At 41.0% G+C, this 13596-nt stretch carries 9 protein-coding genes; 8 read left to right on the top strand and 1 reads right to left on the bottom strand.

The genetic code is table 11. The features are described from left to right. Positions 1-62: 62 nt before the first annotated feature. Positions 63-959 (top strand): AEC family transporter, encoded by an 897-nt coding sequence (locus HWQ49_RS06230; RefSeq protein ID WP_188206741.1) that lies wholly within the window; start codon positions 63-65, stop codon positions 957-959. A 53-nt stretch (positions 960-1012) separates the two neighbouring features. Further along, complete coding sequence (locus HWQ49_RS06225; protein WP_188206740.1) at positions 1013-1858, top strand: fumarylacetoacetate hydrolase family protein; 846 nt, start codon at positions 1013-1015, stop codon at positions 1856-1858. A 3-nt stretch (positions 1859-1861) separates the two neighbouring features. Here the strand turns inward: HWQ49_RS06225 and HWQ49_RS06220 are convergent, their stop codons facing one another. Then, positions 1862-2767 (bottom strand): LysR family transcriptional regulator, encoded by a 906-nt coding sequence (locus HWQ49_RS06220; protein WP_188206739.1) that lies wholly within the window; start codon positions 2765-2767, stop codon positions 1862-1864. Positions 2768-2904: 137 nt separating this feature from the next. Between HWQ49_RS06220 and HWQ49_RS14935 the strand changes: the two genes are divergently transcribed. The 6 genes from HWQ49_RS14935 (at position 2905) to proC (ending at position 13549) form a co-directional block, all read left to right on the top strand. Continuing rightward, on the top strand, positions 2905-3708 hold the full coding sequence (locus HWQ49_RS14935) for a hypothetical protein (RefSeq protein ID WP_262926658.1): 804 nt from the start codon (positions 2905-2907) through the stop codon (positions 3706-3708). After that, on the top strand, positions 3705-7430 hold the full coding sequence (gene gltB, locus HWQ49_RS06215; RefSeq protein WP_262926657.1) for a glutamate synthase large subunit: 3726 nt from the start codon (positions 3705-3707) through the stop codon (positions 7428-7430). Before HWQ49_RS14935 ends, gltB begins: the two co-directional genes overlap by 4 nt. A 12-nt stretch (positions 7431-7442) precedes the next feature. Next, positions 7443-8945, top strand: a complete 1503-nt coding sequence (locus tag HWQ49_RS06210) for a glutamate synthase subunit beta (RefSeq protein ID WP_188206738.1) — start codon at positions 7443-7445, stop codon at positions 8943-8945. A gap of 220 nt (positions 8946-9165) precedes the next feature. After that, positions 9166-9852 carry an S-layer homology domain-containing protein gene (locus tag HWQ49_RS06205; protein ID WP_188206737.1) on the top strand — a complete coding sequence of 229 codons (687 nt, stop codon included), beginning with the start codon at positions 9166-9168 and terminating at the stop codon, positions 9850-9852. A gap of 125 nt (positions 9853-9977) precedes the next feature. After that, complete coding sequence (locus tag HWQ49_RS06200; protein WP_188206736.1) at positions 9978-12512, top strand: phosphodiester glycosidase family protein; 2535 nt, start codon at positions 9978-9980, stop codon at positions 12510-12512. 254 nt (positions 12513-12766) lie between these two features. Further along, entirely contained in the window at positions 12767-13549 is a 783-nt protein-coding gene (gene proC, locus HWQ49_RS06195) for a pyrroline-5-carboxylate reductase (RefSeq protein ID WP_188206735.1), read from the top strand. Positions 13550-13596 lie beyond the last annotated feature (47 nt).

The raw sequence follows: 13596 nt of genomic DNA, 5'->3' as shown, positions 1-13596 counted from the left end.
TAGTGATTAAAAGTGATTAAAATAAATTTGAATTTTATTTTATAGAAAGAGAAGGTGTAACGTTGGGGGTTTTTGTGGAAGTCGTTTTACCAATCATTTCAGTTTTTCTAATTGGGTATTTATTACAAACCTGGCGTAGGTTAGATGTACGGTCAGTATCAGCAGTTACTATATATATTTTTGTTCCAGTTCTGGTTTTTCAAGTTTTCTATGAAACGGAATTTAATCGAGACTTTTTAAACGTTGTATTGTTTGCTTTTCTATTGCTTGCTGCTCTTTTAATCGTGAACAAATTATTAAGATGGTTATTTAGATGGGACCAACAAGAAGAAAGTGGGATGATCCTGTCTACAGCGTTTATGAATGCTGGCAATTACGGGGCACCGATTGTATTGTTTGCTTTTGGAGAAGAAGCGTTTGTTATTGCCATTATATTCATGTCCATACAATCGTTAATTATGAATTTTTTTGGCGTTTATTATGCATCAAGAGGATCTAGTGGTTTTCGCTTTGCGATTAATGCAGTGATGAGAATGCCGGCAACATATGCGATTATTGCGGCTTTTTTCACTCAAGCAATGAATCTTGAGTTACATAATAATATCGTCGAAATGATTGATTTTGTATCTGTTGTAGCGATCCCTTTAATGATGGTAGTCCTAGGGATGCAACTTGCTAACATCTCCTTTAAGGAGTTTGAAACAGGTAAGGTCGTTATTGGCTCATTGGTCCGTCTAGTTGGTTCTCCACTAATTGCTTTGGGATTGGCTTTGATGATGCCTATCTCGCCATTTGTAGGTCAAGTGTTAGTTGTCCTTTCAGCAACACCAGCTGCAGCTACAACAACTATGTATGCATTAGAGTTCCGTTCGAAACCAGAGCTTGTTTCTAGTATTACGTTAGTTACCACTGTATTTAGTATTTTAACTCTATCAATTTTATTAACCATACTAGCATAGATTGTTGTGAGAGGTTTATTACATTAGGATTTATTAAGAGAGGAGGATTTTCAATGAGATTTGTGACATTCAAGCATAATCGTCAAACTTATTGGGGAATCGAAGAAGAGGAAGGTATTTATTATTCAGCTAAGTTAGTTAGTGTATTTCCCACACTATTATCAATGATTGAAAATAGCTCTGGGATTGATTTTTTCAAAGAGATTAATCAGTTTATCCAGCACAGTGAAGCAAAAATTCTTGCCCCATTTATCCCAAGGAAAAACATTATGTGCATCGGTAAGAATTATCGGGATCATGCTCTTGAAATGACCGGTAATGATGAGGGTCAGGTGCCGAAAAGCCCGGTTATCTTCACCAAGTCACCTAGTGCAGTCATTGGACCCAACGAGGCAATCGATGCGCATGAAATGGAGACGGGCCAATTGGATTATGAAGGTGAGTTAGCAGTTATTATCGGTAAGCGTGGAAAGAATATTTCACGTGAGGATGCGTTAGATTATGTTTTTGGTTATACAATTTTTAATGATGTGACGGCCAGAGATCTGCAGAAAAAGCACCAGCAATTTTTCCGGGGTAAGTCGTTGGATACGTTTGGTCCATTCGGTCCATCGGTGCTGACTAAGGATGAGGTTAAGGATCCTCAATCCCTATCGATTCAAACTTTCGTCAATGGTGAATTGCGTCAGAGCTCTAATACGGCGCATATGATTTTCCCAATTGATCAATTGATCGAAACGTTATCAGACGGAATGACCTTAGAGCCTGGTGATGTAATTGCTACTGGTACGCCAAGTGGTGTGGGGAAAGGTTTTAACCCTCCTAAGTTTTTAAAATCCGGTGATCGCGTCAGGATTGAGATTGACGAGATCGGTGTATTAGAAAATGACGTCGTGTAAGTCTTACCAACCGAAGCGGTCGAGCTTGCGATAGTAGTTAATAAGAAAGTTATAAAAAATTTGTTCGGATGGTGCCACTTCTCTATGCTTTGGACGCACCATCCCAACTGTTCTTGTCATATTTGGTTCTACGATTTCCTTCATTCTTGTATCTCTTTGAGGTGCTTCGTTTAAAGTGATTTCAGGTAATAAACTCACTCCAAGCCCAGCGGCTACTAACCCCTTAATCGTATCCATATCTTCCCCTTCAAAAGTTGCCTTTGGTTGAAAGCCCACCTGTTGACATGCCTTTTCAACTAGATCTCGCATGATAAAACCCTCTTTAAACATAACAAACGGCTCATGGCGCAGTTGATCTAAGCGTAGATGGTCTAATTCTGCTAATCGGTGTTTTTTAGGAATTAGGGCCATGATTTTTTCAGTAAATAAAATATCTCCATATAAGTCTGCGTGATGTAATGGGACGGGTGAGACAAAAGCTAAGTCGATCTGGCCTATTTTGACGGCATCTAGTAAATGATTGACTGACCCTTGTTGTAGCTGAAAGCCAATCTGAGGGTGTTCCTTTCTAAAGGCTGAGATGACCTTAGGTAATGTTTTAGCAGCAAGGCTGGTGGGGAAGCCTAGCCTAATTGTCCCTGATTCTGGGTTTAAAAATTCCTGAACGTCTCGCTCGGCTTTTTCAAGTTCTGTCAACACGACTTTAATTCTTTCTAAAAAGACCTCGCCAACAGGAGTTAAGCGAATTTTCCTTCCTCCACGTAAGAATAATTGTACTCCGAGTTCCTCTTCTAAATTAGCGATTTGCCGGCTAACAGCTGATTGCGCCACATGTAATTCTGCCGCAGCTTCACTAACGTGCTCTAATTCAGCTACTTTTAAAAAGTATTTAAGTTGTCTTAATTCCATTCATATCAGTCCTTGTAAGCGCTATATCTCAAATTGAGATCAATTTCATCGAATATATATATTGTTAGCATAACAGAATTTTCATATGATAGAAATACAACTCTGTCAGAAAATTATAAAAAATGCGAGGTGAAAAGATGATACAAACAGGTCTGCCACAAAAGCAAGGATTATATGATCCAAAGCATGAAAGTGATGCGTGTGGAATCGGTATTGTCGCGCAAATAGATGGTATTTCAACTCACCATATGATTAAGGATGCTTTAACGATTTTACGTCGGTTAGAGCACCGTGGAGGTCGTGGGGCTGATGGTAAAACTGGAGACGGCGCGGGGTTAATGCTTGAAGTTCCTGATCAATTATTTCGTCAAACGTGGAATCACCAGCTTCCTGAACAAGGTGATTATGCTGTGGGGATGGTGTTTTTACCGAAAGAGCCCAGTTTGCAACAGCAAGCGAAAGATCTTTTTAACCATGTCATTTCTAAAGAGGGTTACGAATTGATTGGCTGGCGTGATGTCCCGGTTGATGAGACGGTTTTATCCGCATCGGCGCAAGCCCATCAACCTGCGATTCACCAGTTATTCATTAAAAAACCACACTCAACTCTTTCGGATGAACGGTTTGTTCAGGATCTTTATTTAATTCGTCGGATCGTTGAGAAGCGAGTCAAGAAGGTCAAGTCACTTAATCGGGGGCCTTTTTACATCGTTAGTTTGTCACCTCATACGCTTGTTTATAAAGGGATGTTATCACCGGAGCAAATCGATCAATTTTATTTAGACTTAGCCAATCCTCAAACGAAAACGAGCTTTGGTATGGTCCATTCCCGTTATAGTACGAACACGTTTCCATCATGGGAACGTGCTCATCCTAATCGAATGCTAATGCATAATGGGGAGATCAATACGATACGATCACTGGAAATGTTAATTGGATGAAAGCACGTGAGGCAACAGCCGTTTCTCATATATTTTGCAAAAGGCATAAAGAATTATTGCCAGTCATTGATGAATCTTCAAGTGACTCAGGTATGCTTGATCAAGCATTTGAATACCTGGTGATGAATGGACGTTCATTGCCAGAAACGGCGATGATGATGGTGCCTGAAGCTTGGGATTTAAATGATCAAATGGCTGATCCAGAGCGTGCGTGTTTTGAATATTTGAGCTGTCTGATGGAACCGTGGGATGGCCCTACAGCTATTGCCTATACTGACGGGAAGAAAATTGGTGCATCGATTGACCGTAATGGTTTGCGCCCGGCTCGTTATTATTTAACAGATGATCGGCGAATCATTTACTCATCTGAGGTAGGTGTTTTAGATGTTGAACCTGAACGTGTCGTCGAAAAAGGGCGTCTGGGTCCAGGGGATATGCTGTTAATTGATCTTCAAAATCACCGAGTTCAATTTAACGATGAAATCAAGCGAGAAATTGCTAATCGCTATCCGTACCGTCAGTGGTTAAATGATTCACTGATTCAATTAAATGGTCTACCTATGGGAGAGTCAGATGAACCTATATCAGAACAAGAACTTCTTAAAAAACAACTGGCCAATGGCTTTACTAAGGAAGAAGTGATGAAAAATATACTGCCAATGGTTGAGGAGAAACGTGATCCCATCGGTTCTATGGGGAATGATACGCCATTAGCTGTCTTATCTGAACGACCACAGTTGTTGTTCAATTACTTTAAGCAGCTGTTTGCACAAGTGACCAATCCACCAATCGATGCGATTCGTGAGAAGTTGGTGACTTCAACAACCTCGTATTTAGGACCGAAGTCAAACATTCTAGACGATGGTCCCGAACATACTAAGCGAATTCGTTTGTATACACCGATATTGAAAAAACAAGAATTTGATGCGGTTATCCATAATTCGCGTAGTGATTTTCGTTTTGAAAAGATATCTATTTGTTATTTAGCAAAAGAAGGAGTACAAGGACTAAGACCTGCATTAGATCAATTGTTTAACAAAGTAGAAGTAGCAATTAATCAAGGTGTGTCATTGATTGTTTTGACAGACCGTGAACTTTCAGAAAACCATGTAGCCATCCCTTCATTACTTGCTGTTAGTGGATTGCATCATTATTTAGTCGAAAAGGGTCTAAGAACGAAAGCGAGTTTAATCGTCGAAACAGCAGAAGCGAGGGATGTTCACCAGTTTTCGGTCTTAATTGGCTATGGAGCGGATATGATCTATCCATATCTAGCATATCGAACAATCCATCAATTAATAGACGAAGGGTATTTATCCGATGTGTCCCTTAATCAAGCGATCGATAATTATCGTGATGCAGCCACATCCGGGATCGTTAAAGTCATGTCGAAGATGGGGATTGCAACCATTCAAAGCTACCGTGGTGCCCAAATATTTGAAGTGATTGGTATAAGTGAGGAAGTGGTTGAGAAATATTTTCGTGGAACGTCTTCTAAGTTAGGAGGAATTGATTTAGAGACGATTGCTGAGGAAATGTTCATGCGACATCGACTCGCTTACGATCAGTCACACACCACGCTTCCATCAGGTGGCGATATGCAGTGGCGAAGTGATGGCGAGTTTCATTCTTTTAATCCAAAAACGATTCACACCCTGCAACATGCTGCACGGATGAACAGCCGAGAAAAATACCGTCAGTTTACCGAATTAGTAGAAGATGAAAAAATCACTTATTTACGAGATCTTTTAGCAATAAAAACAGATGGTCATCAAACTGTACCGTTAGAAGAAGTCGAATCTGTTGAATCAATTTGGAAGAGATTTAAAACAGGGGCAATGTCTTATGGAGCATTGAGTCAGGAGGCTCATGAGGTCTTAGCGATCGCGATGAATCGAATCGGTGGTAAGAGTAATAGTGGTGAAGGAGGAGAGGACCCTGATCGCTTGACGCCAGATGTGAATGGTGATAGTCGGCGTAGTGCGATTAAACAAATTGCCTCAGGTCGCTTTGGGGTGACGAGTCATTACTTAACAAATGCGGATGAGCTGCAAATCAAAATGGCGCAAGGGGCTAAGCCTGGTGAAGGTGGACATTTGCCTGGTAAAAAAGTACACCCGTGGATTGCTGAGGTACGTAAATCGACACCGGGAGTGGGCTTGATCTCACCACCACCTCATCACGATATTTATTCAATAGAAGATTTAGCACAGCTGATATATGACTTAAAACATGCTAACCCACAAGCACGAGTAAATGTGAAATTAGTATCTAAGTCTGGTGTAGGGACGATTGCAGCTGGTGTGGCGAAGGGGAAAGCAGACGTCATTTTAATTAGTGGGTATGAAGGTGGAACAGGAGCTTCTCCTAAAACGAGTATTCGTCACGCGGGATTACCGTGGGAGCTTGGCTTAACAGAAGCTCATCAAACGTTAGTGTTAAATAACTTACGTGACAAAGTAAAGCTTGAGACCGACGGAAAACTAATGACGGGTCAAGATGTGGTTAAAGCCGCCCTTTTAGGTGCTGAGGAATTCGGATTTTCGACAGCTCCAATGGTGGTTTTAGGTTGTATTTTAATGCGTGCCTGTCATTTAGATACTTGTCCTGTCGGGATTGCTACTCAAAACCCTGATTTACGCAAGAAATTTACGGGGCAAGCAGATCATGTTGTAAATTACATGCGATTTATTGCTGAAGAAGTGCGCGAGATCATGGCAGATCTTGGGGTACGATCAATTGATGAGTTGGTTGGGCGTACGGATTTACTGACCGTACATCCCCGTAAAGAAAGCCACCTGAAAGCAAAGCAGTTAAACTTGCAGCCATTATTACATCAGATCGACCATGACTGGATGAAAGAGGGAAGATCACTGGTTAATCACTATAAGGAAGATCACCTGGACTCAACTACTTTAATTCCGAGTTTAATTGAAACCTTGGAACAGCAAAAGCCAGCTCAATTAAATTTATCTATTCGTAATACAGATCGAACAGTGGGTACTCAACTTGGTCATGAGGTGACGAAACGGTATGGTGAAGCGGGGCTTCCAGAAGATACGATCCAATTAGATTTTACAGGTTCTGCTGGGCAAAGTTTTGGTGCCTTTATTCCCCGGGGGATGACAATGACGGTAACGGGTGATGCCAATGATTATGTTGGTAAAGGATTATCCGGTGGAAAGTTAGTGATTAAACCTCACCATCCACCAGCTGTGCACCGAATAGCTGAGACGGTAATTGGAAATGTTGCCCTTTTTGGTGCAACGAGTGGTGAGGCATTTATCAACGGTGCAGCAGGAGAGCGTTTTGCTGTTAGAAATAGTGGCGTTAATGCTGTTGTTGAAGGTGTTGGTGATCATGGTTGTGAGTATATGACAGGTGGTCGTGTCGTTATTTTAGGAGAGATTGGTAAGAACTTTGCAGCAGGAATGTCAGGTGGGGTTGCTTATGTTTGGAATACAGACTTAAAAGTGGTTCAATCCCGATGCAATCAAGATATGGTGCTATTTGAACGGTTATTTGAACAGGAAGAGCTAGATGATGTGAAGCAACTGCTAATTAAGCATGCAGAGTATACGGGAAGTAAACGGGCAAAACATTTACTCAATCATTGGGTGGATGCACCTAAGCAATTGATCAAGATCATCCCCGTTGAGTATAAAGAAAAGTTGCTTAAGGAAAAGGAAGAGAAAGCAACAATTGTACAATCGAAAGCTTAAGGAGGTGTTCGTGTGGGCTTTTTGACTGGTTTTATGGAATTTGCCAGGCAAGATCCAAAAACTCGCGATCCGATCGAGCGAATTAAAGATTGGGAAGAGTATACGATTCGAATGGAGGAATCACAATTACAGAAGCAAGGTGCGCGCTGTATGGATTGCGGAACCCCTTTTTGTCATACAGGAATTGAGTTTGATGGCTCCAACGTTGGGTGTCCGGTTAATAACTTAATCCCTGAGTGGAATGAGTTAATCAGTGAGGGTAACTGGAAGCATGCTCTTGAGCGATTAGAAGAAACGAATAATTTTCCTGAGTTTACAGGTCGCGTATGTCCAGCACCGTGTGAAGGATCATGTACGTTAGGCATTAATGATGATCCGGTTACGATCAAGTCAATCGAAAATGAAATTATTGAACGTGGGTTTGACCAAGGTTGGGTTGTCCCGAATCCTCCTATACAGCGGACTCCTTATCGAGTTGCTGTGGTTGGATCGGGTCCAGCTGGTTTGGCTGCAGCCGACCAATTGAACCAACAAGGTCACTCTGTCACTGTGTTTGAACGGGATGATCGCCCTGGTGGTTTGCTCATGTATGGTATTCCTAATATGAAACTAGAAAAAGGGACAGTAGATCGACGCATTCAATTGCTGAAAGAGGAAGGGATTGAATTTGTTTGTGATACTGAAGTCGGTGTCGATATCACATATGCAGAGTTAAAACATCGTTATGATGCAGTGATTTTGTGTATCGGTGCTCAAGCGCATCGAGACGTACCAGCTGCCAACCGCGACAGTCAAGGGATTCATTTTGCCATGGACTATTTGAAAACGTCGACGAAAGCACTAGCGAATGATCCGAATCAAGCAGAGATTCATGCCGGTGGGAAACATGTCGTGGTTATCGGAGGTGGCGATACCGGTGCCGATTGTGTAGCAACAGCCTTAAGGCAAGGTTGCGAGCGAGTCGTTCAGTTTGGTAAACATCCAGCTAGTCCAGAAGAACGTGATGATGATCATCCATGGCCACTTTATCCGATGACCTTCAAATTGGATTATGGTTATCAGGAAGCGGTAGAGGCGTATCAAGAAGATCCACGGAAATACGAAATTTTAACGAAAGCTTTTCGGACGAATGAGCAAGGACAAGTGACGTCTTTAGAAACGATTCAAGTGCAAAAAGTATGGGAGAATGGAAGACTTGTCACCAAAGAAATTCCAGGTACAGAGGAGATTTGGCGAGCGAACCTTGTTTTGATCGCAATCGGCTTTACCGGTCCGGAGCAAGAGGTACTCAATCATTTTAATTTAAAAATGGATGAAAGAGGCCGTGTTTGGACCGTTGATGGAACTCAGGATTATCGTACAAGTGAAGCTGGTGTGTTTGCAGCAGGTGATGCAAGACGAGGGCAGAGCTTGGTCGTTTGGGCAATTCGAGAGGGTCGTGAAGTTGCTGAGCAATGTCACCAGTATTTGATTGGTGAAAGTCAAAGTCAAACAGAATCAATAAATTTTTCGTGAAGTAGAGTCAATTGGTATCATGAAGAGGCACCAATTCTTTTTTGTATCGAAGTTAACGAAGTGAAGGAAAATCATCCTACTTTATCACTAATGACTATTTTAGAAACTAGTTAACTAGTAGTATATTTAATTAGTTCTGTAAAAAAGTGTTTAATTATGACGAAAAATTATGTAAAATAAAATTATAAATCTTGCAGCAACCAAGATTGGAGGAGAACTGATGCCAAAGCTACATAGAAAGTCTACCTGGTTAATAGGAACTGTTGCTGTTGTATTCTCATTACTTGTAACTGTCGTTGCTTCTGCAGCAGCAAATGATAGTTTTACAGATATCGACGAAGATACAACGCACTATGAAGAAATCAATTATTTATACAGTGAAGAGATCATCGGAGGATTTCCGGATGATACTTTCAGGCCAGGGAACAACATCACTCGTATTGACGCAGCAGTTATGGTGTACCGTGCTTTAGGCCTTGAACCAGGCGATATTGAAAGCCTGACATTTGAAGATATCCCTGAACGTGACACGGATGAAACCAAAGAAGCCGTCGCAGCACTATCAGAAGCGGATATCATTAATGGTTATTCTGATGAAGAGTTTGGTGCAACTGATCAAATTTCACGTGGTCAAGTAGCTAAGATTATTGTTGAAGCATATGACATTCCGTTAGATGTGGAAGATCAAGGTTTTAATGACATTGAGCTATCATCTATTTTGGCTGATTACATTAATGCTTTAGCGGCAGCCGGTATTACAGATGGTTACCCAAGTGGTGATTTCGGCGTGAACGACCCTATTAAGCGTGGCGACTTCTCAGCATTTTTAACAAGAGCTATTGACCCAGCGCTTGGTCAGGATGAAGAAGAGGAAGAGGAAGCACCTCAAGTAATTTCAATTGAATAGTATGAATTAAGTGATGGAGCTTTACCCCTATTTGTCTACTAATAGGGGTTTTTTAGTAACTAGAGTTTGCTATATTTTGAAACTATTAAAAAAATTGACAAGCAAGATTAATAGGAGGATACAACATGAGACAGAGTCAGTGGTCGACGGTTAGGTGGTTCACAGTTTTAATGGTGTTGTCTGTTGTTGTTTTGGTTTCTTCGTATGAGTATGAAGCATCAGCAATGGAAGTAACAGATCAGTGGGAAGTTACACCTGGAGTCAATTATGAACGACAAGATGAGTCGACTTCAAATTCAAGTAGGGTGATGGAAATTGATTTATCCGAAACCTATTTGAATGTTGGATTAGGAACAGGAGAGGATTTTCCAAGTCTCTATAGAACTTCAACGATTGCTCGTATGTTAAGTGAGGAAAACCACCGAGTCGTTGGTGGCATTAACGGGAGTTTCTTTCACTTTGATAGCTCGAGGCCTTCTTATCTACTATCTAGGGACAACCAGGTCCTCAATTTAGGTGCGATTTCCGCTGATTCTAGTGGTTACATGAGTGTACCTAAGGCTTTTGCTATGCGTAAAGATGGAAAAGCGATGATCGATTCTTATTCTATTGATTTATCCTATGAAATAGATGGGGAAGAGTATGATATTGATCGTTTTAATGGTACACGTGGTTCTGGTGAAACGGTATTATTTACGCCGTCATTCCGGTTTGATTGGACAAGAACAAATGAATATGGTGTCGAAATTCACGTACATAATGTTAACAGACAGCTAGATAGTGATGAAGTTGAGTTTGGCGATACAATTGAAGGTGAAGTTAAGCAAATTAGACGTTACGGTTCCAATCAATATATGGAATTGCCTGAGGACGGGTTTGTCATTTCGATTCATGGGGATTCTGATATCGCAGATGATTTAGAAAAAGGCGACCCTATTAAACTAACAGTCGATATTGATGATCAGTGGAAAAATACTGATTTTGTTCTAGCATCAGGCCCTCAACTAGTTAGTGATGGAAAAGTAGATTTAGAGATAGATCCAGATAGTTCACGTGCTAAGGAGGTTGCGCCTAGAACAGCGATCGGCATTAATGAAGATGGTTCTAATGTCTTTATGATTACTGTTGATGGACGTCAACCTGGATACAGTCAAGGTATGAATTTGATGGAGTTTGCTGAATATGTTGAGGGTTTAGGAGTAGATCGGGCTATTAACCTTGATGGTGGTGGATCGACAACAATGGTGGCACGTCAGTACGGAGATGTGTATCCAAGTGTGGTTAACCAGCCATCTGGTGGCTTTGAACGTGGAGTGGCTAACGGACTTTATGCTGTTGTAACTGATCATTCAGACAACGCAGAGAAGATCGATGTTGATTTAGCTCAAGAAGGCAAAGTCTTAGCTGGAGCTGAAGTGGATGTTAATTTGAATTATGTGTTAGATGAATATTTCCATCCAATGGATATTGGTATTGAGGATATTGATTTTTCTGTTCAAGGCCTGGTCGGTCGTATGGATGGTTCTACATTTGTCGCAGAGCAAGCTGGTGAGGGTACCATTCAGGCAAGTTATCAAGGAGCTACGACATCGTTATCCATTGAGGTCGTCGATGAATTTGACCAAGTCACAATTCAACCAGAGGACATTCAAATCGGTGTAAACGAAAATCAGTCATTTGAGGTAATTCCTGAAATGGATGATGGTTCACCTGTCATTTGGGATTCCTCAACAACGGACTGGTCAGTTACGAATGAGATTGGAACGATTGATGAAAATGGAGAGTTCACGGCAGCTTCTGAATCTAGAAGTGGTGAAGTAGAAGCTAGTATTAATGGCAACACCTATTCAGCAACGGTCGAAGTTGGTGGTGAAGATGTCGTCTTTGATTCTTTTAACGATATAGATAATTGGAGTGGTTCAGCTATTCGGGCAGAAGGTGATATTCGCCTAACGAAGGATTTCGAGCCAGTTGTCCAGGGGGATCATGCGCTAGCTTTAGACTATGAGTTCAATAATAAATCTGGTACGTCAGCAACCTACGCCAACTTTATGGGAGACGTAGAGATTCACGATCGACCTAATGAAATTGGCATGTGGGTATATGGTGATGCAAGTCATCATTGGTTAAGAATGGCTATTACTGATGGCGATGGTCAGCTGCACCGGTTGAATGTGACTGCTGAAAATGAATTAGATTGGAATGGTTGGCGTTATGTCACAGCCGAGTTGCCAAACAACTTAACATTACCGTTTACGATTGATCAGATTTACATTACCCAGCCGGTTATTAGTGTGACCGATTCAGGTACGATCTTTATTGATCAGGTCATGTTATCTTATAATGATGAAGAAGATCAGCGGGATGATTTAGTCAATTATCAAACTGTCACAGCGGATAAAGAATGGAAAGTGACGTTCGATAAACCAATTAATCGTGATTCTGTCAGTCGTCTATCGATGTATGTGGAAGATGTTGATGGAAACAAATATCCATTAAACTATTCATTTTCTGATGATGACCGGGTGATTCGTGCTAAACCACAATCAGATCTTGATGATGGTGTGCTTTATCAATTAGTGATCAATTCATTTATTCGATCCACCGATGGATATCATAAAACGGATGAAACCACAGAGGTATTCCAAGTCAGTGAATAATTAGATAATTAAAAAATAACCTCAGTTAGTTGCTAGTCGTTGAATTGACTCCTGAAAGTTAGACCCAATTATCTAACTTTTTGGGTCACCATACGACTTTGCTTCTAGCTGAGGTTTTTCTTTTAAATTTTAGATGAATTGAGCACAATATGAATATTTAACCAGCCTGTATCACTTGTAACTCACCCGGAAATTATGGATAATCAATAATTGTGATTAAAAAGATAGCAACTAGAACGTCTAGGAGGATGACTATGAACCAAAAGATTGGTTTTATTGGGTCAGGTAAAATGGCCCAAGCGATTATAAACGGAATGATTAATTATGGTGGGATTCAGTCGAGTCAAATTAAAGCTTCCGCGGTCACGGAGGAGACTATTGATTATGTTAAAGATGAATTCCATATTGAAATGACTCAAGATAACAAGCAGGTAGCTAGTGAAAGTGATATTCTTTTTTTAGCTGTTAAGCCTCATATTTACCCTAATGTGATTGATGAAATAAGAAAACATATCGATCGCAATACGATTATTGTTACGATTGCTGTTGGTGTACGTATGAAGGATATTGAGTTGGCTTTTGGTAAAGAAGCGAAAATCATCCGTTCTATGCCGAATACTCCATCTTTAGTTGGCGAAGGAATGACAGTGTTTTGCGCTAATGAGCATGTTGAACAAGATGAAATTGAGTTGATCGAGGAGTTATTCTCAGGCTATGGACAGGTTGAGCAGGTAAGTGAGAAACTTATGGACTCTATTCCAGCAGTTAGTGGCTCGTCACCAGCTTATGTCTACATGTTTATTGAAGCTTTAGCTGACGGAGCGGTCAAGCAAGGAATACCACGAGACACGGCCTATAAATTATCATCACAAGCCGTCTTAGGAGCAGCCAAAATGGTCCTTGAAACCGGAAAACACCCAGGAGAACTAAAAGACCAAGTCTGCACACCAGGCGGAACAACAATAAAAGCCGTCGACACCCTCGAACAAAACCACTTCCGAGGAACCATCATCCAAGCCATGGATAAGTGTAGATAGGGCGGTGCCTGTCACTTCCCGAATTTTGTCGAATGGGTATGGTGCTT

The sequence above is a fragment of the Alkalibacillus aidingensis genome, from assembly GCF_014595945.1.
GTDB lineage: Bacteria > Bacillota > Bacilli > Bacillales > Alkalibacillaceae > Alkalibacillus > Alkalibacillus aidingensis.
The sequence above is the reverse complement of the archived record's forward strand: the minus strand, read 5'-3'. Positions and strand labels throughout refer to the sequence as shown.

Excerpts from the sequence above, each read along its gene's own strand:
- HWQ49_RS06225 (WP_188206740.1), top strand. The coding sequence starts at position 1,013 with ATGAGATTTGTGACATTCAAGCATAATCGTCAAACTTATTGGGGAATC.
- HWQ49_RS06220 (WP_188206739.1), bottom strand. The coding sequence starts at position 2,767 with ATGGAATTAAGACAACTTAAATACTTTTTAAAAGTAGCTGAATTAGAG.
- HWQ49_RS14935 (WP_262926658.1), top strand. The coding sequence starts at position 2,905 with ATGATACAAACAGGTCTGCCACAAAAGCAAGGATTATATGATCCAAAG.
- gltB (WP_262926657.1), top strand. The coding sequence starts at position 3,705 with ATGAAAGCACGTGAGGCAACAGCCGTTTCTCATATATTTTGCAAAAGG.
- HWQ49_RS06205 (WP_188206737.1), top strand. The coding sequence starts at position 9,166 with ATGCCAAAGCTACATAGAAAGTCTACCTGGTTAATAGGAACTGTTGCT.
- HWQ49_RS06200 (WP_188206736.1), top strand. The coding sequence starts at position 9,978 with ATGAGACAGAGTCAGTGGTCGACGGTTAGGTGGTTCACAGTTTTAATG.
- proC (WP_188206735.1), top strand. The coding sequence starts at position 12,767 with ATGAACCAAAAGATTGGTTTTATTGGGTCAGGTAAAATGGCCCAAGCG.